The organism is Limnobacter olei, assembly GCF_029087225.1.
In the GTDB taxonomy this organism is placed as follows: domain Bacteria; phylum Pseudomonadota; class Gammaproteobacteria; order Burkholderiales; family Burkholderiaceae_B; genus Limnobacter; species Limnobacter olei.
This window is the reverse complement of sequence record NZ_JARFJD010000002.1, coordinates 218,119-243,136: the sequence shown is the minus strand read 5'-3', so window position 1 is coordinate 243,136 and position 25,018 is coordinate 218,119. Positions and strand designations below refer to the sequence as shown.

Here is a 25,018-nt window from a genome sequence, read left to right as displayed (position 1 = left end):
TTATTTGATTCAGTTAAGTTTGACGTAAGTTTACATTTCAATACTTGCAGTAGCTTGGCGCGAAACCATGTGACCTCTTTTCTCGTGCCTGCGGTTAACAACAACCTTAAAAAGGAGACAAGCGATGAGCAACCCAAAGGGCGGTGAAGCCTACTGGAAAGCGACACTCGGCCTGTTGACCAAGATCATGATTGTGTGGTTTTTGGTTTCTTACGGCGCCGGTATTCTGTTTGTTGAGCAACTCAATCAATTCAGCATCGGTGGTTACCCACTGGGCTTCTGGTTTGCCCAACAAGGTTCTATTTACATGTTTATTATCCTCATTTTCTACTACGCGAAGAAGATGGGTCAGATCGACCGCGAACACGACGTCCACGAAAACTAAGGAGATTGCCAATGGATTTGCAAACAATCACCTACGTCATCGTGGGTTTGAGTTTTGCGCTGTACCTCGGTATTGCGTTTTGGGCTCGTGCTGGCAGCACGGGTGAATTTTATGTGGCTGGCGGTGGCGTTCACCCCGTGGCCAACGGCATGGCGACTGCCGCAGACTGGATGTCTGCCGCTTCGTTCATTTCAATGGCGGGTTTGATTGCCAACATGGGTTACGGTGGTTCCGTATTCCTGATGGGCTGGACCGGCGGCTATGTGTTGTTGGCGATGTTGCTGGCTCCGTACCTGCGCAAGTTCGGCAAGTTCACGGTGCCCCAGTTTATTGGTGACCGTTACTACTCCAACACAGCGCGCACAGTGGCTGTGATCTGTTTGCTGGTGGCTTCCATTACTTATGTAATCGGCCAGATGACAGGTGTGGGTGTAGCGTTCTCCCGATTCCTGGGTGTGTCCGCTGAAGTGGGTATTTATGTGGGTATGGGTATTGTGTTTATGTACGCAGTGTTTGGCGGCATGAAGGGCATTACCTACACGCAAATTGCACAGTACATCGTGTTGATTTTCGCTTACACCATTCCAGCAATCTTCATTTCCTTGAACCTGACAGGCAATCCATTGCCGCAGTTGGGTCTGGGTTCTGACATGTTGGCCAACGGCCAGCCCATGCTGGCCACCCTGGACAAGGTGGTGACCGACCTCGGCTTTAGCCAGTACACAACAACACCTGCTGGTGGTAGCTACCTGAACACCTTCTTCTACACCGTTAGTTTGATGATTGGTACCGCGGGCCTGCCCCACGTTATTATTCGCTTCTTCACTGTACCCACAGTGGCTGATGCACGTTCATCTGCCGGTTGGGCACTGGTGTTCATTGCAATTCTGTACACCACTGCACCTGCTGTTGGCGCAATGGCCCGTTACAACCTGCATGCCACGGTGAATTCCAATGTGGCCACCGGTGGCGACTTGTTCGCTGCTGACGCAGCTTTGGAAAACGACAAGAAGCCTGACTGGATGGGTCGTTGGGAAACAACAGGCTTGCTCAAGTTTGAAGACAAGAATGGTGATGGTCGTATTCAGTACTACAACGATGCAAGCAAGAACCCCGAGTTCTTGGCCAAAGCGGAAGCTGCAGGCTGGAAAGGCAATGAAATGACAGTGAACGCTGACATTATGGTGTTGGCCAACCCTGAAATTGCATTGCTGCCCAACTGGGTGATCGCCCTGGTGGCTGCCGGCGGTTTGGCTGCTGCGCTGTCGACTGCGGCTGGTTTGCTGCTGGCGATTTCGTCTGCGGTTTCGCACGACTTGATCAAGGGCGTGTTCAACCCAAGTATTTCTGAAAAGAACGAACTGCTGGCCGGTAAAATTTCCATGGCAGGTGCGATTGTTCTGGCCGGTTATCTGGGCTTGAACCCGCCAGGCTTCGCGGCGGGTACTGTGGCCTTGGCCTTCGGTATTGCAGCATCAAGCTTGTTCCCGGTAATCATGATGGGTATTTTCTCCAAAACCATGAACTCCACAGGCGCAATTGTGGGTATGTTGAGTGGCTTGGCAGTCACCCTGTTCTATGTGTTCGCACACAAGGGTATTTTGTTTATCAACGGTACTGAGTACTTGCATTTGGTTGGCGGTGCCAACGGCTTCTTCGGCATCACGCCAGAAGCCTTTGGTACAGTGGGCGCTATTGTTAACTTTGTCGTGGCCTACCTGGTCAGCAAAGTGACAGCACCACCCCCAGAGCACATTCAGCACCTGGTTGAAGATGTACGCACCCCGCGTGGTGCCGGCATGGCAACTGGTCACTGATTGACTGTTCAACAATAACCACTGCCTTCACTGAAAGGCAGGGCTGAAGAAGCTTGAAAGCCCGGTGAGAAATCACCGGGCTTTTTGTTTTTCTAGAGTAAAACTGTTACTTCCACACTCAAAAAAATGCTCCAATGCTTTGAAATTGGGCATGTATCCATGGGTGGCTTGCCAAAGCGGCAATCAGCAACCCCACGAGCAAAACAATTCCGAAAGGCTTGAGAGGGCTTGTTTTTGTGGGTGTAGCAGGCAATGCAGTGGGCGCTTTGACCGTGTTTTTTTGCACTTGCTGTGTGTTGTCTGTCGAGGTTGCTTGGCTGCCTGCCTGGTCCATGGGCAGGCTGTTTTTGACCTTTTCCGGAACAACTTTGCCTAAAAACCACATGGCGGCGCTAATCACGACCAAATCGTCGGTAATGCCAAACAGCACCAAAAAGTCAGGGATGAGGTCAATGGGGCTAAACAGATAAACCACCACGGCCAGCATGAAGCCTTTGATCCATTTCGGTGTGTCGGCATGCCGAAAAGCGTGCCACAGCATGCGGCCATGAGTTTTCAGTGCTTTCAGTTTGCTAAGAATCGGAAAGAAACGTGTGATCATGCGCAGTACCCAACAACTAAAAGAGGATTCATTGTGACCCAAGCACCCTTGATGATCCAGCGTTCATGCCGAATCCCCGTGCCTCTGGCCGATTGCTTTGCCTTGTACACCCGTTTAAAGGCGGATGAATACATTCACAGTGACGCATTGATTGCGCCGATTACTCGTATAGAAATGATTCAGGGCCAATCGTTCAATGAAGTGGGCGATATTCAGCGAATTACATTCAAGGGCGGCGCTGTTATTGATGAAGAAGTATTGGCCTTTGTGCCAAATCGCCAGTTTGTATACAAGGGTACGGGCTTTAGCCAACCCCTGTTGAACTGGCTTGATCACGCCAAAGGTTCATTTGAATTTGAGCGGGATGGCGACGGTACCTTGGTGACCTGGCGCTACCTGTTTTATTTAAAACCAGGCTTGGGCATTGGGCCCAAGCGACTCGTATTCAAGGCTGTGGTAGTGGATTTGATCTGGAACCGGATGATGACTAAAACTTTGGTTAATCTCACCCAAATCATCACGCTTCGCGCCTTGCAGGCAGGAAAAAGATGATGAATCCATGTGTAAAAAACAGTCTTCGAATTGTGGCTGTTTTCAGTTTGATGATGTTGGTTTTTCTGGGTTTCCAGAACACCGCACGTGCCCAGACAGTTAGCGGCCAAGAGCCCTACATTTGTGTGTTTGATTTGTTGGGTGCCAAGGGGCCAATTTTTGGTTTGGCACAGGAATACGCACTGGAAGGCCGAAAAAACGGCTATGGCTTTAAACCGGTGGTGTATACCAATGAATCGGTCGCCGCCAAAGACTTTGAAATTGGTGCGTGCGATGGCCTGGTGGCCACAGGTATTCGAACCCGAAAATACAACAGCTTCACCGGCAGCCTGGATGCGATTGGTGGCTTGCCCAACTACGATGCAGTGTTGCTGGCTTTGAAGTCGATGGGCAGCCCGCAGTTGCAAAGTGTGATGCAGCAAAGTGACTTTGAGGTGGGTGGTGTATTGCCCTTCGGCACAGCTTATGTGTTTGTGCGCGATCGCGAAATCAATTCACTGGCCAAGGCTGCGGGCAAGCGGGTTGCGGCTTTGTCGCACGATGAATCGCAGCGCAGGCTGATTGAGCAGGTTGGTGCACAACCGATCGCTGCAGACGTATCCAATTACGGTTCCATGTTCAACAACGGCGCCGTGGATATTATTGTGGCCCCCTCGATTGCCTACTCACCTCTTGAGCTTTACAAGGGCCTGGGCAGGCGTGGCGCAATTATTCAGTTGCCTGTGGCCATGGTCACTTATCAAATCATTTTGCGAAAGTCGAAGTTTCAGTCGGGTTCAGGCCAGAAATTGCGGGCATTTGTGGCGAAGGAAATGCCCAAGGCCTTGGAAGCAGTGAAAAAAATCGACCGACAAATTCCAGACAAAGCCTGGCTGAAAATGACGGATGCAGACAAGGCGGAATACACCACCATGATGCGCGAAGCCCGAATCAGCTTGAGTAAAGACGGCGTGTACGATGGTTGTGCCTTGCGTCTGCTAAAAAAGGTGCGCTGCTCAATAGACGGCAAAGCGTCGGAGTGCAGTTTGCCCGAGGGCTACACAGTGCCCAAAAGTTGCCCGATTCAGGTCATGTAAGCTGGCGCTTCTCGTTTAGCCAATCACCACCGGGGTGTCGGGAAGTTCATTCTTGCCACCCCCCTTGTGTGGAAAGTGTGTAATCAGTTGTTTGCTCACGGCCTCAATACTGTTCATCACCCCAGCCTCGAATTGTCCCTGGCCAAACGCCTGCTCAATTTGGTGGCACAGCGCTTCCCAGTAAGTGCTGCCTACCTTGGCGTGAATGCCTCGGTCGGCCACAATTTCGATGGCATGGTCCGCCAGCAGCACATAAATGAGCACTCCGTTGTTAAGCTCGGTGTCCCACACAAGCAATTCACTGAACACCTCAATGGCGCGTTGACGGGGCGTTTGCGCCCGCAACAGGGGCTGTAGTTCGAGCGCGCTTTCCACTGCGAAACGAATTTCGCCGGAATGCTGACTTTCGCTGGCACTTATGGCTTGCGCGATGTGTTGCAGATGTGCTGGCGAGAATGTTTTCCGCACATCGCGTTCGGTGGTTATCAGGTGTTTTACTACACGTTTGAAATTCATGCTTACCACCTACCCGAAGCGCCACCGCCTCCAAAACCGCCGCCTCCACCACTGAAGCCGCCACCTCCGCCAAAACCGCCACCACCGCGACCGAAGCCACCACGGCCGCCACCCATGCCACCCATCGAATTGCCAAACAGGGTGAGCAGTGCAGCCACTACAGCAGCAAGCACGGCAAAAACCACGGCGCCAGCGAATAACCAAGCCACCACGAATACCAAACCGCCAGTGGCCAATGCTGCGGGCAATTTGCCGATGGTTTTGCGCAGAAACCCACCCACGAAAAGCGAGAGCATGAACAGCACAGGTGCAATGTCTTCAATCGTGCTTGGGTTGTTTGCCGTTTGCTGCGCAACCGGCTCTGGCAGGGGTTCGCCTTCAATTACCTTGATCATTTGGTCCACGCCGGCTGCCACCCCACCTGCAAAATTGCCCTGGCGAAACTGCGGCACAATAATCTCTTCAATAATTCGTTTGGAGGTAATGTCGGTAAGCGCACCTTCAAGGCCGTAGCCCACTTCGATGCGCAGTGTACGGTCCTGCAGGGCCACCACCAAAATTGCGCCATCGTCCACATTTTTGCGGCCAATTTTCGAATTCTCGGCCACACGCAATGCATATTGCTCAATGGTTTCTGGCTGGGTGCTTGGCACCAGCAAAACAGCAATCTGGCTGCCTTTGGCGGCTTCAAATGCCTGCAATTTTTGAATCAGTGCAGCTTGCTGTTCCTGGCTTAGCGTGCCCGTTGTGTCGACCACTTGGGCGTTCAAGGGGGGCACAGGTACTTCTTGAGCCAACAACATGCCAGGCACTGGAATCAGTAGCACCAGCGCCAGCAGCTTACTTAGCCAAAACCGAGCAATTGAATTGCACACGGTGTGCATCACTTGGTGCCAAAGTCCACGGTGGGTGGTTTGGAAATCGCGGCTTCGTTTTCAACCGTGAAGCTGGGCTTCACTTCGTAGCCCATCACCATCGCGGTCAGGTTGTTGGGAAATGAACGCACTGTCACGTTGTACTCCTGAACCGATTTGATGTAACGGTTGCGTGCCACGGTAATTCTGTTTTCTGTGCCCTCAAGCTGCGTTTGCAAATCACGAAAACCTTGATTGGCTTTCAGATTGGGGTAGTTCTCGGTAATCAACAAGAGCCGCGACAAAGCGCCACTCAGCTCACCTTGCGCCTGCTGAAATTTGTTGAATGCTTCCGGGTCGTTGATCAGTTCCGGGGTGGCCTGAATTGAAGTTGCTTTTGAGCGCGCTTCAACCACCTGCGTCAGTGTCTCCTGCTCAAAATTGGCTTCGGCCTTCACCACATTCACCAAATTGGGCACAAGGTCGGCCCGGCGCTGGTACTGGTTTAACACCTCGGCCCAGGCCGCTTTCACTTGTTCATCCGTGGTTTGAATGGTGTTATACCCGCAGCCGCTGAGTAGCAGCGCAAACATGAGTGTGAGCAGGGAAAAAACGCGATTCATTGGGGCGCTCCTAGGTGGGTTGTTGACTGATTGTGCAATTAAAAAAGCCCACGGTGCAACTGCAGCATGGGCTTTGATCAGGAAAAATGATCTGATTTACTTCTTCATCATTTCGAAGAACTCTGCGTTGTTCTTGGTCTGGCGGATCTTGTCCATCAGGAATTCCATCGCAGCAATTTCGTCCATGTCGTGCAGCAAGCGGCGCAGCACCCAAATCTTTTGCAGCAAATCGGGCTTGATCAGCAGTTCTTCGCGACGTGTTGAAGAACGGTTGATGTTGATGGCCGGGTACACACGCTTTTCCGCCATGCGGCGTTCCATGTGAATTTCCATGTTGCCGGTGCCCTTGAATTCTTCGTAAATCACTTCATCCATGCGGCTGCCGGTGTCGACCAGTGCAGTTGCGATAATGGTGAGCGATCCACCTTCTTCAATGTTACGGGCGGCACCGAAGAAGCGCTTGGGGCGGTGCAGGGCGTTGGCGTCTACACCACCTGTCAGCACCTTGCCGGAGGAAGGCACCACGGTGTTGTATGCACGAGCCAAACGGGTAATGGAGTCGAGCAGAATGACCACGTCGCGTTTGTGCTCAACCAGGCGCTTGGCCTTTTCAATCACCATTTCAGCCACCTGCACGTGGCGGGTTGCAGGTTCATCGAATGTGGAGGCAATCACTTCGCCACGCACGGAACGCATCATTTCTGTTACTTCTTCGGGGCGTTCATCAATCAGCAACACAATCAAGGTGATGTCGGGGTGGTTGGCTGTAATGGCATGCGCAATGTGCTGCAGCATCACGGTTTTACCCGATTTTGGTGGGGCCACCAGCAAGCCACGCTGGCCTTTACCGATCGGGGCCACGAGGTCGATGATACGGCCAGTGTTGTTTTCTTCGCCGCGCATGTCGCGTTCCAGCTTCAAAGGCTGGTTCGGGTGCAGCGGTGTCAGGTTTTCAAACAGAATTTTGTGTTTGCTGGCTTCAGGCGCTTCGCCGTTTACCTTGTCTACTTTCACTAGCGCAAAATAACGCTCACCGTCTTTGGGGGTGCGTACCTCACCTTCAATGCTGTCACCCGTGTGCAGGTTAAAGCGGCGAATCTGGCTGGGAGAAATGTAAATATCGTCCGGGCTGGCCAGGTACGAGGTTTCTGGTGAGCGCAGGAAGCCAAAGCCATCAGGCAGTACTTCGAGCACACCATCACCAAAAATTTGCTCACCGTTTTTGGCGCGTTTCTTCAGGATTGCGAACATCAATTCCTGTTTGCGCATGCGGTTGGCGTTTTCAATTTCAAGGCCACCAGCCACTTCAAGCAGGGCAGAGACGTGTTGCGTTTTTAGTTCAGATAGATACATGTTTGGCTATTTGTGTAGGTGGCGAACGCCGCGAGGTAAACAGGTTAACAAAGGGTGGGGGTTGTACTGCAGTGAGGGGGTTCGATGCCCGGCACACGCCGGGCGACTCAATCAATATTGTATTACAGGTGGCTGTCGATAAAGGCTGCCAGCTGTGATTTGGACAACGCGCCCACTTTCGTGGCTACTACGGCACCGTTCTTGAACAACATCAAGGTTGGAATGCCGCGAATGCCATACTTGGCAGGCGTTTCAGAATTCTCGTCCACGTTCATCTTGGCGATTTGCAGCTTGCCGTTGTATTCAGAGGACAAGTCATCAAGAATCGGCGCAATCATTTTGCAAGGACCACACCATTCAGCCCAGTAATCCACCAGCACAGGGCCGTCGGTTTTCAAAACATCGCTGTCGAAAGATGCGTCACTGACGTGTTTGATCAGGTCACTGCTCATTTAAATCCTCAAGTGGGTAATTGCTTTGGAGGGTATTCACAAAGCGTGTCCGGGTGATTAAAGCACACGCGCAGACCATGAAAGTCCTTCATTTAAGAAAATGCTATTCTGAATGTTACAGCGAAATTGAACTGAAACACAAACCCGCGCACGTTTTAATCGACTTAACAACATACATTCGCCCATACACGTTTTGACCCAACACTCTGTTTCTGTCGATCTTTTTCAAGCCAACCCATTTGCGGCTGCATTTGACTGGCTAGGCCAATCGGGGCTGGATGCCCGCCAGGTGTTGTGGGTGATGCCCCGCATAGAAACCGTGGGCAGCTTCAAGCGGCATTGGGCGCAGCACCACGCGGGCCTTGCCACGCTGGGGCCTTGGCTTCAAACAGCGGACCGTTTAAGCCAGCCGGCCGCCATGGGCCCCTGGTTGGCCCTGCAAGCCGATTTGGTGGGTGTGTTGCGGCAATTGCCTTTGTTGGGCGGTGGTTCATCGCCCTCTCAATTGTGGGGTTTGGCTCAGGAATACCTGGAGTTGGCCTTGAGGCAGGTATTGGTGCAAAAACGCAACACAAGTGCGCTGACCCAGTATTGTGAGAACAACACTTTTGCTGCTGAAGAGGCTCAAGTGGTGGCCACACTGGCCCAAACCTATGCGACCGAGCTCATGGACCTGTTACCCAAGCCAGCCGAACCTGCGGGCCATCCGCCCGCGCAGGTGGTGTGGTTTGATGACGGCGAAACTGTGCCAGGCCTTTGGCTGGATCTGTTTTACCCCGAGGTGCCGGTGCAGGTGTTCAGGCTTCCTGCCATTGAGGGGCCGCAACCCTGGCAACAATTGGGCGCGAAGCGTTTTAACACCCAGCCCAGCCCTGTGGTGTTGCAGGTGGCGCCCGACGAAACCACGCAGGCCCAACAGGCCGCACACCAAATTCTGGAATGGTTGCGAGAAGACCCCGTGACCGAAATTGCTGTGGCTGTACTTGATCGCTTGGCTGCGCGCCGTATGGTGGGGCTGCTTGCTGATATGGGTGTGTTGGTAGATGACCGCACGGGGTGGCGTTTGTCCACATCGAATGTGGCGGGCTGGTTTGACCACCTGTTGCAACAGTTTGTAGAGCAGGGCCAGCTTACTGCCCTGGTTCAGCCCTTTACCGGCTTGCCGCTTGAACACCTTGAGCCTTGGGCTTTCGGTAAAACCGGGAACCGTTACACGCTGGCGCAGTGGGCAGGCGCTTTTGTGGCCTTGTTTGAAAAACATGGTCTGGATACAGCCTTGCAGCCTGACGAGGCGGGGCAGCAGTTGCTGACCGTGCTGGGTTTGATGCGGCAGGTGCCTGCGCAAACCGAATTTGATGCACACGAATTTTTAGCGGCCTGGCGTAGCTGGGCCGAGTCGCAACGTTTTCGGCCGCTTGATATTGAAAGCCCAGTGCGCATGGTGCCGCTGTTAAGCACCCGCATGCGGCAATTCAAGCGTGTGTTGGTGTTGGGTTGTGCACAGTCCCATTTTCAGGAAAGCCCACCCGGTTTGTTGCCACCTGCCGTGGCGCAGGAATTGGGTTTCCCCGGCCCGCGTCTGGCTCGCATTCAAAAAATATCTGCGTTGTACGAGTTGTTGTTGCACAGCGACAAAGTAACGTTGGTGCACAGCGCACAGGTGGCAGGCAAACCCGAAATGTTGTTGCCTGAATTGATGTGGCTGGACATTGTGTTGCGAGATTCCGAAAACCACACCCAACATTGGGCCAGCTTCTGGCACCGCACGCCTTCCAATCTTGAAATTGAAGTGCGTGAATCACCCGAGCAGGCCTTGCAACTGACCGCCTTGAGCGATTCGGGTTCAATGCCTGATTCTTTAAGAGTGACAGCGCTTGACGACTGGAAGGCCTGTCGCCTTCGCTTCGGCTTGAAACACGCTTTGCCCTGGCCACCTCAACGTGATGAGGGTGCCATGCGTTATGAGCAACTGCGCGGAGTGTTTGTGCACAAGGTGCTGGAAAAAACAGCACAGCACATGGCCTTGCCTGGCCAGCCCGTGAATCAGTTGCAAGCCTGGAAACAAACACTGCTGGACCAGGCCCAGCTTGTGTGGAACACGCTAGAGTTGGACGATCGCGCAACTGTTTACCCCTTCCTGAAGTTTTTTGATCAAATTGTGCCGCGGCTGGCCGGTAAACTAATGGAACGTCAAATTCAGGGTTGGCAGTTCAAGGGTGCAGAGCAGCAGGTTGAACACACACTTGTATTGCAACCCAGCGGTGCCTCGCTTGCATTGAAAGGCCGCGTGGACAGGTTGGATACCCGGGGTGATGCACTGGCGATTTCAGACATTAAATTTACCAACCCTTCCCTCTTGAAAAAAAGACTGGCCGACCCTTTGAGCCAGCCTCAATTGCCCGCCTATCAGGCCATGTTGAACAGCCCTCGTGCGCAGCTTGATTTCCTGGGCTTGCACAAAGACAAAGTGGATTGGGTGAGTTTTCCGCCCTTGAGCGATGAGTATCGCGAACAGGGTTTTCAGTCCTGGGGGGAGGTGTTGCTGAGTGAACTGGTCAGTGAACTGAATTCGTTTTTTGAAGGCAAGGCGGTGTGGCAAGCCAACCCCGGTGACGCCTGTGAATACTGCGCCGTGCGTGGCGTGTGCAGGCCCGAAACCCACCCTGCTTTTCACGAAGGCATGAACGGCGAGGAGGGCGATGATGAGTAGCTTCACCTCGATTGCCTGCAACCCGGCCAACAGCGTTGTTGTGGAGGCTTGCGCAGGCAGTGGCAAAACCTGGTTGCTCACCGCACGCCTGTTTCGTTTGCTGTTAAGTGGTGCAAGGCCTGATCAAATTTTGGCGATTACCTTCACACGCAAAGCCGCGCAAGAAATGCAGGAACGCCTGTTTGGTTTGTTGCGTGAATGCGCTTTGTTGAGTGACGACAAGCTGAGCGCTTTGTTGACCGAACGCGGTGCCGTGGCCAATGAGACCAACCTGAGCAAGGCGCGTGCGCTTGCGGGCGAGGTGCTGACGAATTCACGTGGGGTGACCATCGACACGTTCCATGGCTGGTTCGCGTCTTTGTGCCAAATGGCACCCTTGGCCAGTGGCTTTTCAAGGCAAAGCGAACCCACCGATCAAACCGGGTTCTGGATGGACATGGCCATTGATGTGTTCACAGCCAATTTGCTGAACGATCAATCGGAATTGCTGCCAGCCTTTGACACGCTGGCCTCACAAATGGACCGTGCCGTGGTGCGCCAGGTGTTGCAGCATGCGTTGACCAATCGCGTGGCTTGCAGCCTGTGGTTGCACAATAGCGAAGCACCACCGTTGAACACGGTGTTTGGCATTGATGAAGGCGAACAATGGCCTGTCGAAGTGTTGAACAACAAGCATTATCTGGAGCAATGGCAACAAGCTGCACGCTGGCTGGCCTTGGGCACGGCGAAGCAACAGGGCCATGCTGTGGAAATTGAAAAGGCACTGACTGCATTGCGGGAAGGTGGCGATGCAGGGGATGTTTTTGAGCAGCTGAAAGCGGTTTGTTTGACCGCAAAAAATGAACCGAGCAAAAACTTTTTCAAGATCACTGCGGGCCAGAAAACAGCGGTGGATGAAACAGACTATGTTCAAACCTTGGAGGGCTTGGCCCTGCAAACAGCACAGGCCTTGCAACTTGAAAAAGACCAGCTCGACATGCAGGCCACAGCTGCTTTGGCGCAATTGATTGCGCCCTTGTTTGACACGTATAAATCAATCAAGCTTGAGCAGGGTTTGTGCGATTTCGATGACCTTGAAGCCACCGCATTGCGCATGTTGATGAATGATGAACAGCGCGCTTACATGCAGCAAAAACTGGACACGCGCGTGCGTCATTTGTTGGTGGATGAATTTCAAGACACCAACCCGGTGCAATGGAATATCTTGAAACTTTGGTTGCAAGACTACAGCGGTGATGACAAGCCCAGCGTGTTTTTGGTGGGCGATCCGAAACAATCAATCTACCGTTTTCGACGGGCTGAGGCACGCTTGTTCAACCATGCGCGCACTTGGCTGGTTGAAAATTTTGCAGCCAAAACTTTGGAATCGGATTCAACACGGCGTTGTGCGCAGTCTGTGGTTGATGTGGTCAACACCGTGTTCGAGCCGGGGCAAACGCGGGGGCAAACTGCCTTTCGCACACACACCAGTTTGGCTGGAAAAAGTGAATCAACGCTGAGCGGCTTGAATGTTTATCCCAAACTGCTCAAAGAAGAGGAAGGCCCCGACGAAGCGCAGCGTGTGGTGCACACCCTGCAACAGTGGCTGGCCAATGGCAGCATCCAGAATTTGAGTGAAGTGATGGTGCTGGTGCGCGCCCACAAAAGTGGCGTGCCCCTCATGGCTGCTCTGCGTGAAGCCGGTTTGGCTTACACCATCAAAGACAAAGGCGAGCGTTACACCTCGCAGGTATGGGGTGACACCATTGCACTACTGGGTTTTCTGAATAACCCACATGCCAATTTGCATCTGCTGCAATTGTTGCGTTGCCCCCTCATTGGCCTTTCTTCGTCGCAATTTCAGGTGCTGATACAAGCTGGCAAAACAACCCAGAACACCACTGGGGCCAACACCGTGTGGAGTACGCTGGAGGCCTTGGCCGGGCAACATGAGAGGCCATGGGCTGCGTTGTATGCACAGTTGTTGGAATGGCTGCGCATGGCGCGCGCCTTGCCGCTGTTTGAAACCCTGTCCAAAGTTGTTAGCGATACAAAGGCTTCTGAAAAATATTTGAATTCAGCATCGCCGCGCCAGCGGGTCATGATGGCTGAGCACTGGGATTGGTTAAAAGCTTGGGCACTGGGTTTGAACAAGGGTCGTTTTCCAAGCTTGCAGCACGCTTTGTATGAAGCGGTGAAACTGCAAACCTATGCCAGCTCTGACAGTGAAGGCGCAGCCAATAACCCGGATGTATTGCGCATCATGACAGTGCATTCCGCCAAGGGTTTGGAGGCAAACCACGTTTGGCTGTTCGATGCAAATTCGTCGCCCAAACCCGGTGGCAGCAATGCGGGTTTGCTGATCGATTGGGCTTTGGGTGAATCGCACCCCAACTCAGTCACTGTAATGGGTAATTTAAGCAACCCAAGCCCTGGCCGCGCCGCAGCGCAAGCCATTGAACAACAAGCCTATGCCGATGAAGAAGACCACTTGCTGTATGTGGCGCTAACCCGCGCCCGGTATTCCATTCACTTAAGTGGCAGTGAAAAGCGTGGGGCCAGCAAGGGTTGGTATGAACGCTTACTGCCTTTTGCCTCGCTAGTGCACAACACTTGGCCAACTTTTGAAAGTGCAATAAATGCATCCGATGAAGCCAGGCAAGGGCCCGCCCAAATTGAATTGGCTGGGCTGTTCGATCCCCCCGCCGTGTGGGTACGCCCGCAGTTTCCGGTACTGAAAGCATTGAATGCGCCTGTGGGCAAGGTGGTGCCTCGTATTACCACGCCCGAATTGCGAAAAGGTACAGCCTGGCATGCAGCGCTTGAATGGGTTGACGAGCTGTTTGATGTGCCTTTCGACACCTGGTGGGCGCGGGTGTTGGTGCGCTGCGAGGCGGTGTTTCGACCCCTGCGGGACGATGAATTGTTGCAGGTGGAGCAAGCCTGCCGTTTGTTGGTGGATAAGGCTGATTTGCAGCCGTGGTTGCAAGGTGCTGTGGTCAGCAACCACCGTGTGTTCAATGAACTGGAATGGGTGCTGGGCGATGGCCGATCGCTGCGGGCTGACCGGGTGCTTGAGTTGCCCGACCGTTTTCTGGTGCTGGACTACAAATGGGCAGTAAATTCAGGCAATTTGCAGGGCTATACTCAGCAAGTACTTGAATACGTGGGTTTAGTTGACCTTACCCTGAACAAGGGCAATAAACTGGCGCCCACACAAGCTGCACTGATTGACCGGCATGGCGAAGTTCACTGGCTGACTTCGGTGTAGAATTCAGTCTGGCGGGCCTCCCCGCATGGCGTAGCGGCCAACCTGGTCAGGTCCGGAAGGAAGCAGCCACAACCGTGAAGTCAGTGCCGGGGTTCTGGCTCGCCTCTTAATTTGTTGGACCCAGCGCGGAATCAACCGTGGACACAAACGTGGACCCAATCTGAATGAATCAAACTGTATCTCAGGCTTTGGCTCGAAAATGGCGACCGCGAGACTTTGATTCGCTGGTGGGTCAGGCCCATGTGGTCAAAGCCCTTTCCCACGCTCTCGACAATCAACGCCTGCACCACGCCTATTTGTTCACCGGCACCCGCGGTGTAGGCAAAACCACCATTGCCCGAATTCTGGCCCGCGCCGTGAACTGCGAGCAGGGAATCAGCCGCACGCCTTGTGGCAAGTGCCAGGCTTGTGTCGAAATCAGCCAGGGCCGGTTTGTCGATTTGCTGGAAGTGGATGCAGCCACCAACACGCGCGTGGATGAAATGCGTGCCCTGCTTGAAAACGCCATGTACGCCCCCACGGCAGGCCGCTACAAGGTGTATGTCATCGATGAAGTGCACATGCTGTCGACCAGCGCCTTCAATGCGATGCTGAAAACGCTGGAAGAACCACCGGGCCATGTGCTGTTTATTTTGGCTACCACCGATCCACAAAAAATTCCAGCCACGGTGTTGTCGCGTTGCCTGCAATTTGCCTTGCGCCAATTGCCGCCCGACCAGCTTGCAGACCACCTGGCCCACATTCTGACGGAAGAGAAAATTGCCTTCGAGCCCGGTGCACTGCGCCTGTTGGCCAAGGCTGCACGCGGCAGTGTGCGTGATGCACTTTCACTGACTGACCAGGCCATTGCCTACAGCGCAGGCCATGTGGGTGAAGAAACCGTACGAACCATGCTGGGCGCAGTCGACCAGCAGGTGGTGCACCAGTTGCTACAAGCATTGGCCCAAGGCGATGGAAAAGCTTTGCTTGAATTGAGCAATGCGCTGGCCACAGCCAGTGCGCCTTTTGGCGCCATTCTCGATGAACTGGCCGCCATTGCGTACCGGCTTTCGGTTGCGCATTTTGCGGGCGGGCTTGATGCCGATGACCCCGACCAGGCGGCGCTACAAAACCTGCAAGGTGCTTTTGGTGCCGAAGACCTTCAACTGATTTATCAAATTGCCACTCACGCCCGCGCCGAATTGCATTTGGCCCCAGAGGAACACATTGGATTCTCCATGGCGCTGGTGCGCATGTTGGCCTTCAAGCCAGGCGGGCAAGTTGCGGTGGGCCGTACCATGCCCTTGGCCCCCGCGACCGTAAAAGCCACTGTGCCTGTCCCCGTGCCCAAACCAGCCGCCGCTGCTGCGCCAACGGTGCCCACCGCTTTGCCTGTTGTGCCAGTTGGTCAGTTGCCTACGCCCAAGACAGCGGCCTCCGCAGTTGCAGATGAATTCGACGAATCACCACCCTGGGACACCGCCGATGATTTGCCTGTGGCGCAATCGAAGCCCGTTGTGCCTGCATCTGCACCAGCGTCGGAATTTAAACCGCAACCGGCTTATACCCAATCAGCCAATGGCCATTTGCCCAGTGCGGCCAACTGGCCGCAGGTGTCTCAAGAAGTGCCCGCCAAGGGTTTGACCCGCCAGGCTTTGGTACAGGCCGAACTGGTTGAGGCCAATCGGGATGGCGAGGTGCTGCACATTGTTTTGCGCACAGCAATCAAAGCCTACACCGAACCCAGCATGGCGACCCGTCTTGAGAGCGCACTGGGCCAGTACTATGGATGCACAGTTCGTTTACAAATGCAGTTTGGTGAGGCGCAGCAAACCGCACATGCGGTGCAAAGTGAAACCCGCAGGCAAGCCCTTGAAGGCGCCAAGCAAGCCTTGCAGGAAGACCCGTTTTTAAAAGACATTCAGAACTTGATGGGCGCAACTGTGGTCTCAGGTTCAGAACGCACGCTGAGCAACACAGGCCCAGCCGATATTTGACAGGAGAGATTTCGACATGAACATGATGAAAGGCCAACTGGCCGGCTTGATGAAACAAGCCCAGCAAATGCAGGAAAAGATGGCCAAGATGCAGGCCGAAATTGGTGCGCTTGAAGTGGAAGGGCAATCGGGCGGCGGCATGGTGAAAGTGGTGATGACCTGCAAGCACGACTGCAAGCGCATTACCATTGACCCGTCGCTGTTGGGCGAAGACAAGGATATGCTGGAAGACCTGGTGGCTGCTGCATTCAATGACGCTGTAAGAAAGGCCGAAGCCACTATGACTGAAAAAATGTCCTCAGTCACAGCCGGTTTCCCAATGCCACCCGGCTTCAAAATGCCATTCTAAGCAACACCCATGAGCCGTTCCGCGTTTGACGCCTTTGATGGCCTCGACCCCTTGGTTGATCTGGTGCAGGCGCTCAAGCGCTTACCCGGCGTGGGGCCGAAGTCGGCGCAACGCCTGGCTTTTCATTTGCTGCAAAACGATCGCCAAGCAGCCACAGCACTTGGCGAATCGCTGCTGAAAGCCGTGGCTGAAATACGCCATTGCAGCATGTGCAACAATTTTTGCCATGCCGATGTGTGCTCTATTTGCAGCGACACCCGCCGTAACCCAGGTTTGCTGTGTGTGGTTGAAACCCCAGCCGACTTGGCTGCGATTGAGGCCACTCAAACTTATCGAGGCTATTACTACGTGTTGATGGGCAGGGCATCGCCTTTGGATGGTGTGCGCCCCGAGTCGCTGGATTGGCCCAAATTAAGCCAGCGCCTGGATGACAGCGAAGTGAAGGAAGTCATTTTGGCCACCAACTTCACCAACGAGGGCGAGGCCACAGCCGTGTTTCTCACCGACCGAATTCGCCGTATGGCACTGAAGGTTAGTCGTCTCGCCCGTGGCGTGCCTATAGGTGGCGAGCTTGAATACACCGACCCCAGCACCGTGGCGCGGGCTTTGCTGGATCGTCGCCAGTTGGGCTCTGACCCGGAATAACTCTTTTATTTTTGCCAGCGGCTTTCCATGACCAATCCTTCTGAGCAATCCTCCACCACCAACCTTGGTCCTTTGGCGGGCATCCGTGTGCTTGAATTGGGTTCACTGATTGCCGGGCCGTTTGCCAGCCGAATGCTCGGCGAATTCGGTGCCGAAGTCATCAAGGTTGAAACCCCAGGCAGTGGCGATCCGATTCGCAAATGGCGTGTGCTGCACGAGGGCAATTCCCTGTGGTGGGCTGTGCAGGCCCGCAACAAAAAATCAATCACGCTGAATTTAAAAGCCGAGAAAGGGCTGGCTGTATTGCGCAAGCTGATTGAAAGCGCTGACATGCTGGTGGAAAATTTTCGCCCTGGTCAGCTTGAAAAGTGGGGCTTAAGCCCCGAACAACTGCAAGCGATGAATCCTGGTTTGATTGTGGTGCGATTGAGCGGTTATGGCCAAACCGGCCCATATAAAGACCGCCCCGGTTTTGGTGCCATTGCGGAATCGATTGGTGGCATGCGGTTTTTAAGTGGAGACACCGACCGCCCGCCTGTGCGTGTGGGTATTTCGATTGGCGATTCTTTGGCTGGTTTGCATGCGGTAATCGGTGCGTTGATGGCCTTGCAGCACCGTCACAAAACCGGTAAGGGGCAGGTGGTGGACGTGGCGCTGTATGAATCGGTGTTCAACATGATGGAAAGCCTGTTGCCCGAATATGACTTCGCCGGTGTGGTGCGCAAACGTTCCGGTGCAAGTTTGCCGGGCATTGTGCCATCGAACACCTACACCTGCGGTTGCGGCGGATTCATTGTGATTGGTGGCAATGGTGACGCTATTTTCAAGCGCCTGATGGTGGCAATTGGTCGAAGCGATTTCTCAGAAAACCCCGACATGGCCAGCAACGATGGCAGAGTTCGCCACACCGAGTTGATTGACAGCACCATTGCCCAGTGGTGCAAGGAACGCAGCATTGACGAGGCGCTTGAAGTGCTCGAAAAAGCCGATGTGCCTGCCAGCAAAATTTACAGCATTGAAGACATTGTGGGCGACCCGCAATTCGCTGCACGCGGCATGATTGAAGAACATGCCTTTGGCGACGACCGTACTTTGAAAGTGCCGGGTATTGTGCCCAAGTTAAGCGACACGCCGGGGCAAACACGTTGGCTTGGGCCCAAGCTGGGGGAGCACAACGTGCAAGTGTTGGCGGGGCTTGGTTATTCGGCTGAAGAGATTCAGCAGATGAAAGATGGTGGGGTGATTTGAATTGTGGGGAGTTGAAGCGATGCTGCTGCAAATCTGCGCCTCACCAACACCTCACGCTTTCAACAACCCATCCAGCGTTATCGAATCTTTCACAAACGCCCGAATGCCTTCCGCAAGTTTTTCAGTGCCCATGGCATCGGCATTCAGTTCAAAGCGAAAAGCTGCTTCGCCGTCGGGGAATGTTTCACGTGGCTGCGCAAGTGCCCAATCAATGCCCAAGTCAACCTTCAGTGGCGCATCGTCCGCCCGCAATTCAGCCAACAATTCAGGGCTGATGGTGAGCAGGTCGCAACCCGCAAGCGCCTTGATTTGTCCGGCATTGCGAAAGCTGGCCCCCATCACTTCCGTGCGAATTTCATTTTGTTTGTAGTAGGCGTAAATGCGGCGCACCGATTGCACGCCAGGGTCGTTCACGCCCGCATTGGCGGCTTCATCCCAATTGCTGCCGGCCGATTTTTTGTACCAGTCATAAATTCGACCTACAAAAGGTGAAATCAATTGAACACCAGCTTTGGCGCAAGCATGCGCTTGAATGGGCGAGAACAGCAGTGTGAGGTTGCAATGAATACCCTCTGCTTCCAGGGCTTTCGCTGCTTGAATGCCTTCCCAGGTGGAGGCAATTTTGATCAACAGGCGTTTTTCTGTCGCAATGCCTTCAGCCCGGTACAGGGAAACGATTCGCTTGGCGCGGGCAATGGTGGCCTCTGTGTCAAAGCTAAGCCTCGCATCCACTTCGGTGGAAACACGACCAGGAATAATTTTCAGAATTTCAGTGCCAAAAGCCACCAACAGGCGATCGGTTTGCAGCTCAAGCGGCTCATGGCCATATGCAACCTTGATTTGCTCCAGCAGGGGCAAATATTGTGGTTTTTGAACTGCTTTTAAAATCAGCGATGGGTTGGTGGTGGCGTCTTGGGGAAGAAAGGCGGCAATCGCCTGAAAGTCACCCGTGTCAGCCACCACAGTGGTGGCTTGTTTCAGTTGTTCTAATGCGTTGCTCATGGCTTGATGGTGGCGAAAATTCAACGAAGTACGCTTCAGTATAGGCTTTTAAGGCATTTATTTGATCAATGAAATAGTATCCTTTGAGCAGGAATTAAAAAAAACACAACAAACAATGAGTACTCGCCATGTATTCTGAACAAGAATTGGAACAACAACCCTTGATTGATGATGATCAATGGGGACGCCTCGAGAGTGAACTGGGGCTTGAAATGCTGCAGGAATTTGCACAGGAATTTTTCGAAGAAACGCGTGAAATCTGGTTTGTGCCTGGTTTTGATCCTTTCTCTATCGAGGAAAAAGCGTTTAAATCCATGGCGCACCGAAGCGCGGGCGCGGCGGGCACCATCGGTTTCAAAAAACTCAGGTTCGCTTTTTTGTGCATGGAGCACAACCCGCTGGGGGAGGCAACTCTGCGTTACATGTCGGCCATGGGTGCCGTTTTTCAATCGACCCAGGACTGGGTTAAAAGCAAACAATAAATCATGCAATATTCTTCGGCACGGCCCTGGGCAAGCCTGGGCTTGGCAATTAGTCTTGGTGCGTTGGGTTTGGCACTGTTCTTTCAAATCAGCAAAGAATGGTTTCCATGCCCGTTGTGCATTATTCAGCGTTATGCCTACCTTGCAACTGCCTTGGGATTTTTAGGCATTGGTTTGACCAGTCGAAAAAGTATGTGGTCAGCGGTGTTCGTGTTGTTGGCACTGCTTGGCTTTGTGGCTGGTGCGGGCGTGGCTTTCTACCACGTGTGGGTGTTGTCGAATCCGGCTCAAACCTGCGGCGTTGACCCCCTGCAAAACACTTTGAATGCTTTACCTTGGGTTCAGTATTGGCCCGATATGTTCGTTGCCGATGGTTTGTGTAGCGATGAATACCCACCCTTGTGGGGTTTGTCATTGCCCATGTGGAGCGGGCTTGGTTTTCTGGCGCAAGGCCTGGTGTTGTTGATTGCCGTTCGTACCCGGCAGTACGTCAAAGGCTCATGGTAATTGGGTTGGCCAGGGTCACCCAGTTCTGGGTGCTTTGGCTGGCCATTTGCTTTCTTTCCAGGGTTTCCATGTAGCCCAGCAAGGCACCCAGTGCGTCCATGGCATGCGGGTTTTTGCTCTGCCGAACAGCGTTTAAAACCACGGCAAGTGCATCGTCAAGATTGGCGTCGCTGTCCTGCAAAGGAGCAGCCATTTGAAGCTCAACAGTTTCCGGGAAACGGAAGTCGTGTTTGGGTGTGGCGTGCAGTTGTATGGTTTGCATGGTGGTGAACCTGGATCTGACTTGATGCAAGAATCTCATCTTTGCCGCTTTCCCCACTTTCTGAATAAACCACTTTTTTTGATCCAGTTCAGCAGATCCCCGAAACGGACCCCACCGATCGGGCGATCATTTTTTTGGCAGTCCGCTCGTTATGTATTAGACGAATAGGAGTCTGCCCATGTTGATCAATATTTCAGATGCCCAGGTGGTGCAACCTTTGTTGCAACGCAAATCCCTGTCGCCCGAGCATTTGTATCTTTATTCCGGCAAGCATTACAACCCGGGCGCGCGCGTGGCCGGGGAAAGCCTGGTGGCGCTGGAAACTGAACTGACCCAGTCCACTTTGCTGTACCTTCAGGCGCAGGATCTGTTTGAAGAACTGGATTGTTGTTACAAGGTGCTGTCCAAAGCATTGGTTGATGAAGAACCAGAGACCTTTGTGCTGGTGATGGACGAGCTTGCAGGGCGGTTCAAGCACATTGCCATTCATCACTTCGACCTGGCTTATGCCTACCTGGCCTGGCACACAGCAGACGATTACCCGGTGATGCACCACATGCTGGTCGCTTTGACCCTGTTTCGGGTGGGCTTGTGCAGCAATCGGTTTTCCGATGAAGAACTGACCTCGCATTTGAAAGCCGCATTGACCATGAACATCAGTATGTTGACCTTGCAGGCACGTTTGCGGGCCCAAACCGAACCGCTGTCCCGCGATCAGCGGGAAACCATTCGCAAGCACCCGGAGCAAAGTGCCAACAAGCTGAAGTTGCTGGGTGTGAAAGATGAAATCTGGATTGAATCGGTGCGCATGCACCACGAGTTGCCCGACGGTTCGGGGTATCCAAACCAGGTGCCGAACAACAATGTGGGCTCTGTGCTGTTGAGTGTGTGCGATTCGTTCAATGCAAGAATGGCCCAGCGTGACTACCGCAGCAATTTCACGGCGGAGCAGGCTGTGAAAGACCTGTTTGCCCATGCCGATCACTTGTACAGCTGCTTCACGGCCATCATTCTTGAAGAGTTGGGAATTTACCCGGCTGGCAGTTTGGTGCAGTTAACAGGCAGTCAAATTGGCTGCAGCCTGATACGCGGTGAAACCGCAATCAGTCCTGTGGTGCTGGTGTTTCGCAATTTGCCCAGCCCGGGCCCTGGGGCCGCCTTGGTGGATACCTCCACCGATGGTAACAAAGTGCGCAATGCACTGCCCAGGCGAGACCTTGGCAAATTGCCAGGCTTGCTGGAGCTTCTGTCCAAGGTGGTTTAGAACGATCCGCGTTCAGGCAATTGAAGGCTGGCGACCGTTTGATTGCCCACGCGGTTTAATTTCAGGGTGATGTGGTGGCGAGAGGCAATGCGCTCGGCGGTGGCCAGGCCAATGCCTTCGCCTTCAAATTCATCGTTACCGTGCATGCGGTGAAACAGCTGAAATTTTTGAGCATCGTGAGTTTCTGAGAAGCCCACGCCATTGTCGACAATTTCAAGATTGCTCGGGCTGCTCTGCCGAACAATGATTTTTGGAGATTCAACCGGTTTGGAGAATTTCACGGCATTGTCGAGCAACTCTTTGAATGCTTTCATCATCATTGGCTTGTCAAAACGCCATTTACCCTGCACCTGAATTTCAATCGGTACGGGCGAAAAGTCGAAGTGCTCGTTCACCACTTGCAGCAGTGTCTCGTTCAGGTCGTGCAGTTGAACATTCAACGGGCAAACACCCAGACGTAGGTATTCAATCAGGGCGTCCAGCAACACACCCATGCGCTTGCCGTTTCGGCGAATTTCTTCAAGTGATTTGCTGGCCTCGGGGGGGGCATTTTCGCCGAGGTCGTCGGCGAGGAAAAAGGAGTAGGCATCAATGGCGCGAAGCGGTGCCCTGAAGTCGTGTGCAATGGTTCCGGACAGCCAGTTTAACTGGCTGAGCAAATCATTGTTCTCTTTCATTTGTCGCTGTGTTTCTATGTCGACACTCAGATTGAGTTGGCCCAATGCCTCTTTCAGGCTGTCAATTTCAGACTGCTGGGCAAGCAGCATTTGTTCATGTGATTTTTGGATTTCTTTCAACTGCTCGCGCGCCAGGGCCTGTTGGCGTTTCATTTCGCTGCGCAATTGGCTGGACAGCGATTCCAGCGCAGCCTGTTTGCTGCGAAGGTCGTTGAGTTCAAGTTGTTGACTGATGGCCTGCTCGGGTGTCAGCAGCCGTTGGCCGGTGACAAAAGACAGCAGTTTAAGCAGCAGGCGCAGCACGTGAAAATTTAGTTGGTCTTGATGGTTGAAACTTGAGACACGGGCGCTTTCTGGTCTTTGGCACCAATGGAGTCGGTGTAAGCCCGGTAGGCTTTGCCTGCCGATTCAGCCCTGTAGGCTTCGACCTCACCCCGGTTAATGCCCTCGGCCTGCTCTTTTAGCCAGGTACGGGTGCTCAAGCCAGTTTCAGCATCGGTTGTGCCGGAAATGTCTGATGAGCCCTGATTCGTGTTGGCAGTGCTATCTTGGGCGCTAGCCAGCAGGGGAGAGGCGCACAACAAAGCGGCCACTATCCATGGAGTGTTTGAGTTCATTGGGTATTTCCTTTGGCGTCAAAACGCCTTTTGATGGAATTGGCTTGCGACATTACCTGGTTGCGGGTGTTGTCAGACCACTGCAGGCGATCTGCGATGTCCATGGCCATGTTGAAATCATCAAATACCAAGCCCCACAAGGCGAGGTTGGCCATGATCTTCGAATCGCCACTGGCCAGCTGATTGGCTTTCATCAGTGTGTTGTAGGCGGGTTCTTTCTGACCTTCCAGCAAGTACACCAAACCCAGGTCGGAGTAGGCATTGATATTCAAGGGGTCTGCCTGAATGGATTTTTCCAGTCGGGTTGCCGCGGTTTTCAGATCACCGCGTTCGATGGCCACTTTGCCCAAACCGTACCAAACTGGCCCGCTTTTTTGTTGGCCTTGTCCGCTAAGTAATGATTTGTACACAAGCTCGGCCTGGTCCAACTGGCTGGTTTTTCGCAGCGAATCGGCGCGCAATTGCTTGCTTTGCCGGTCCGATCCCCATTTCTGGTCATAAGCATCCAGGTGAGCCAGAGCGGCGTAAGCGTTGTCTTGTTCAATCATGGTTTGAACAAGTTTCAGGTGCAGGTTCTTCTCGCGTTCAGCGCGGGCTTTTCGGGTTTGTTCGTCTTCCCGATCAAGTTCTTTGCGCTCGGCTTCGATCAGCGCGTCTTGGGTAGGGCTTGTGGCACTGATATTGGACGCACTGGGCGTAGTAGCGGGTTCGGGGGTTGGTGCAGGTGCATTGGGTGCCCGCTGTGGTGGTGTTGCACACGCAGCCAGAACCAAGGGCAAGGCCAAGATGGCCAGTTGCCGACTGAATTGCCCTGAAATAAGACGACTGCTCAACACGCTTAACCTCCAACCCGTTCAAATGCACGAATAATGGAGATGATACCGGGGCCGCCGGTCATGATCAGCAGGGCCGGCAGCATGGTAATCACCATCACACCAGTCAGTTTAACAGTCAGTTTGCCCATTGTTTCTTTGGCGTTGGCTCTTTCTTTTTCGACGAGTCGGTCTGAGAACTGTTTCAATGGCTCTTGAACGGCACCACCAAACTTCTCAATTTGCTCCAAAACCTGTACGAATGATTTGAATTCGTCACTTGAATACATGTTGCTCATTCGTTTCAACATGACAATCCAGGGCACACCAGACTTCACTTGAGCGCGAGATCGGCGCAACATGCGGCCCGTGATGGGTACAAGGTCGTACAGTTGCGAGGTCATGACTTCAATGGATTGATCAACGCTCAAGCCCACGCCTTGCAACAAACGCATCACGTCAACCACAGCCACCAGTTCTCGCTCGAAAGCGGCTTCACGGCCTTCTCCAACCGTTTTCAGGTACCACTTGGGTGCCATGAAACCGATGCCGGTCACTGCAATGACCTGAATCATGGGAATGGCACCAAAGCCTGCATCCCGGTTCAGGAAAAGCCCGATGGCCAAACCAAGAAGCCCAAGTGCAATGCGGATGAGCACAAACCGGCTCAGGTCTTCTTCGCGCCCGAAACCGGCACGGCCCAACAGTTTTTTGTCTTCTTCTTCTACAAAATAGGTGAATGCCTTGGTTTTGCTGAATTGTTGGCCAAGCCGCTCAATGCGGCCTGTCAGCACGCTGGTTGGAACCTGGTTTCGCATGTTCGCTGAGCTTTGTACCTTGCGGCGAAGTTCAGTGTATTCATCAATCCGCGCCAGCGCTTTTTCTTTGCGGCTGGTTTGGCTCAGAAGGCTCCACGCCAGACCGACAAAACCCAGACCCAACAGGAAGATGCCGATTGCCAGTAACGTGTTCATGTCCATGATGGCGC

At 53.4% G+C, this 25,018-nt stretch carries 25 protein-coding genes and 1 other RNA gene; 14 read left to right on the top strand and 12 right to left on the bottom strand.

Annotated features, from left to right (window positions below; all coding sequences use genetic code 11):
• The first annotated feature begins 124 nt into the window (after positions 1-124).
• Together PY990_RS01275 and PY990_RS01270 are read left to right on the top strand one after the other, a co-directional pair.
• Positions 125-385: a DUF4212 domain-containing protein gene (locus PY990_RS01275; RefSeq protein ID WP_105028294.1), complete on the top strand. Its 261-nt coding sequence runs from the start codon at positions 125-127 to the stop codon at positions 383-385.
• 11 nt (positions 386-396) lie between these two features.
• The gene (locus tag PY990_RS01270; RefSeq protein WP_275270059.1) at positions 397-2,202 is read left to right on the top strand and encodes a sodium:solute symporter family protein; all 1,806 of its coding nucleotides are present in this window, start codon (positions 397-399) and stop codon (positions 2,200-2,202) included.
• Between the two features lie 118 nt (positions 2,203-2,320).
• Here PY990_RS01270 and PY990_RS01265 read toward each other — a convergent pair whose 3' ends face one another.
• Positions 2,321-2,803: a YkvA family protein gene (locus tag PY990_RS01265; RefSeq protein ID WP_275270058.1), complete on the bottom strand. Its 483-nt coding sequence runs from the start codon at positions 2,801-2,803 to the stop codon at positions 2,321-2,323.
• A 33-nt stretch (positions 2,804-2,836) separates the two neighbouring features.
• On the opposite strand from PY990_RS01265, the gene PY990_RS01260 reads away from it, so the two are divergent.
• Both PY990_RS01260 and PY990_RS01255 read left to right on the top strand, forming a co-directional pair.
• Positions 2,837-3,355 carry an SRPBCC family protein gene (locus PY990_RS01260; RefSeq protein ID WP_275270057.1) on the top strand — a complete coding sequence of 173 codons (519 nt, stop codon included), beginning with the start codon at positions 2,837-2,839 and terminating at the stop codon, positions 3,353-3,355.
• Positions 3,352-4,431, top strand: a complete 1,080-nt coding sequence (locus tag PY990_RS01255) for a putative solute-binding protein (protein WP_275270056.1) — start codon at positions 3,352-3,354, stop codon at positions 4,429-4,431. The genes PY990_RS01260 and PY990_RS01255 overlap by 4 nt, the downstream gene beginning before the upstream one ends.
• 15 nt (positions 4,432-4,446) lie before the next feature.
• Here the strand turns inward: PY990_RS01255 and PY990_RS01250 are convergent, their stop codons facing one another.
• The 5 genes from PY990_RS01250 to trxA all read right to left on the bottom strand — a co-directional run bounded on the left by PY990_RS01250 (position 4,447) and on the right by trxA (position 8,229).
• Positions 4,447-4,947 (bottom strand): TPM domain-containing protein, encoded by a 501-nt coding sequence (locus PY990_RS01250; protein ID WP_275270055.1) that lies wholly within the window; start codon positions 4,945-4,947, stop codon positions 4,447-4,449.
• Positions 4,948-4,949: 2 nt separating this feature from the next.
• Complete coding sequence (locus PY990_RS01245) at positions 4,950-5,831, bottom strand: TPM domain-containing protein (protein ID WP_275270286.1); 882 nt, start codon at positions 5,829-5,831, stop codon at positions 4,950-4,952.
• Positions 5,831-6,424 (bottom strand): LemA family protein, encoded by a 594-nt coding sequence (locus PY990_RS01240; protein WP_171097791.1) that lies wholly within the window; start codon positions 6,422-6,424, stop codon positions 5,831-5,833. The genes PY990_RS01245 and PY990_RS01240 overlap by 1 nt, the downstream gene beginning before the upstream one ends.
• A gap of 96 nt (positions 6,425-6,520) precedes the next feature.
• Positions 6,521-7,777 (bottom strand): transcription termination factor Rho, encoded by a 1,257-nt coding sequence (gene rho, locus PY990_RS01235; protein ID WP_008250210.1) that lies wholly within the window; start codon positions 7,775-7,777, stop codon positions 6,521-6,523.
• 122 nt (positions 7,778-7,899) lie between these two features.
• On the bottom strand, positions 7,900-8,229 hold the full coding sequence (gene trxA / locus PY990_RS01230; protein ID WP_105028303.1) for a thioredoxin TrxA: 330 nt from the start codon (positions 8,227-8,229) through the stop codon (positions 7,900-7,902).
• 193 nt (positions 8,230-8,422) lie between these two features.
• On the opposite strand from trxA, the gene PY990_RS01225 reads away from it, so the two are divergent.
• The 7 genes from PY990_RS01225 to PY990_RS01195 all read left to right on the top strand — a co-directional run bounded on the left by PY990_RS01225 (position 8,423) and on the right by PY990_RS01195 (position 18,407).
• The gene (locus PY990_RS01225; RefSeq protein ID WP_275270054.1) at positions 8,423-10,939 is read left to right on the top strand and encodes a PD-(D/E)XK nuclease family protein; all 2,517 of its coding nucleotides are present in this window, start codon (positions 8,423-8,425) and stop codon (positions 10,937-10,939) included.
• Positions 10,932-14,189, top strand: coding sequence for a UvrD-helicase domain-containing protein (locus PY990_RS01220; RefSeq protein ID WP_275270053.1), 3,258 nt, complete (start codon positions 10,932-10,934; stop codon positions 14,187-14,189). Before PY990_RS01225 ends, PY990_RS01220 begins: the two co-directional genes overlap by 8 nt.
• Before the next feature lie 10 nt (positions 14,190-14,199).
• Positions 14,200-14,296, top strand: an RNA gene (ffs, locus tag PY990_RS01215) — signal recognition particle sRNA small type.
• Between the two features lie 57 nt (positions 14,297-14,353).
• Positions 14,354-16,165: a DNA polymerase III subunit gamma/tau gene (gene dnaX / locus PY990_RS01210; protein ID WP_275270052.1), complete on the top strand. Its 1,812-nt coding sequence runs from the start codon at positions 14,354-14,356 to the stop codon at positions 16,163-16,165.
• 22 nt (positions 16,166-16,187) lie between these two features.
• Positions 16,188-16,514: a YbaB/EbfC family nucleoid-associated protein gene (locus PY990_RS01205; RefSeq protein WP_040512993.1), complete on the top strand. Its 327-nt coding sequence runs from the start codon at positions 16,188-16,190 to the stop codon at positions 16,512-16,514.
• 9 nt (positions 16,515-16,523) lie between these two features.
• The gene (recR, locus tag PY990_RS01200; protein ID WP_008250216.1) at positions 16,524-17,159 is read left to right on the top strand and encodes a recombination mediator RecR; all 636 of its coding nucleotides are present in this window, start codon (positions 16,524-16,526) and stop codon (positions 17,157-17,159) included.
• Positions 17,160-17,186: 27 nt separating this feature from the next.
• Positions 17,187-18,407, top strand: a complete 1,221-nt coding sequence (locus PY990_RS01195) for a CaiB/BaiF CoA transferase family protein (RefSeq protein ID WP_275270051.1) — start codon at positions 17,187-17,189, stop codon at positions 18,405-18,407.
• Positions 18,408-18,458: 51 nt separating this feature from the next.
• Here the strand turns inward: PY990_RS01195 and tal are convergent, their stop codons facing one another.
• Positions 18,459-19,409 (bottom strand): transaldolase, encoded by a 951-nt coding sequence (tal, locus tag PY990_RS01190; RefSeq protein WP_105028312.1) that lies wholly within the window; start codon positions 19,407-19,409, stop codon positions 18,459-18,461.
• 128 nt (positions 19,410-19,537) lie between these two features.
• Here tal and PY990_RS01185 point away from each other — a divergent pair, with 128 nt between their 5' ends.
• Both PY990_RS01185 and PY990_RS01180 read left to right on the top strand, forming a co-directional pair.
• On the top strand, positions 19,538-19,891 hold the full coding sequence (locus tag PY990_RS01185; RefSeq protein ID WP_275270050.1) for a hypothetical protein: 354 nt from the start codon (positions 19,538-19,540) through the stop codon (positions 19,889-19,891).
• 3 nt (positions 19,892-19,894) lie between these two features.
• Positions 19,895-20,398 (top strand): disulfide bond formation protein B, encoded by a 504-nt coding sequence (locus PY990_RS01180; protein WP_275270049.1) that lies wholly within the window; start codon positions 19,895-19,897, stop codon positions 20,396-20,398.
• Here PY990_RS01180 and PY990_RS01175 read toward each other — a convergent pair.
• On the bottom strand, positions 20,382-20,660 hold the full coding sequence (locus PY990_RS01175; RefSeq protein ID WP_275270048.1) for a hypothetical protein: 279 nt from the start codon (positions 20,658-20,660) through the stop codon (positions 20,382-20,384). The genes PY990_RS01180 and PY990_RS01175 overlap by 17 nt on opposite strands.
• 178 nt (positions 20,661-20,838) lie before the next feature.
• Between PY990_RS01175 and PY990_RS01170 the strand changes: the two genes are divergently transcribed.
• Positions 20,839-21,924 carry an HD-GYP domain-containing protein gene (locus PY990_RS01170; RefSeq protein WP_275270047.1) on the top strand — a complete coding sequence of 362 codons (1,086 nt, stop codon included), beginning with the start codon at positions 20,839-20,841 and terminating at the stop codon, positions 21,922-21,924.
• Here the strand turns inward: PY990_RS01170 and PY990_RS01165 are convergent.
• Genes PY990_RS01165 through PY990_RS01150 form a run of 4 tightly spaced genes read right to left on the bottom strand, consistent with a single transcriptional unit; the run spans position 21,921 to position 25,010 of the window.
• Positions 21,921-22,904, bottom strand: a complete 984-nt coding sequence (locus PY990_RS01165; RefSeq protein ID WP_275270046.1) for a sensor histidine kinase — start codon at positions 22,902-22,904, stop codon at positions 21,921-21,923. The two genes, PY990_RS01170 and PY990_RS01165, sit on opposite strands and share 4 nt — an antisense overlap.
• An 8-nt stretch (positions 22,905-22,912) precedes the next feature.
• Positions 22,913-23,218 carry a hypothetical protein gene (locus PY990_RS01160; RefSeq protein ID WP_275270045.1) on the bottom strand — a complete coding sequence of 102 codons (306 nt, stop codon included), beginning with the start codon at positions 23,216-23,218 and terminating at the stop codon, positions 22,913-22,915.
• On the bottom strand, positions 23,215-24,051 hold the full coding sequence (locus PY990_RS01155; protein WP_275270044.1) for a hypothetical protein: 837 nt from the start codon (positions 24,049-24,051) through the stop codon (positions 23,215-23,217). Before PY990_RS01155 ends, PY990_RS01160 begins: the two co-directional genes overlap by 4 nt.
• Before the next feature lie 5 nt (positions 24,052-24,056).
• Positions 24,057-25,010 carry a type II secretion system F family protein gene (locus tag PY990_RS01150; RefSeq protein ID WP_275270043.1) on the bottom strand — a complete coding sequence of 318 codons (954 nt, stop codon included), beginning with the start codon at positions 25,008-25,010 and terminating at the stop codon, positions 24,057-24,059.
• Positions 25,011-25,018: the final 8 nt, after the last annotated feature.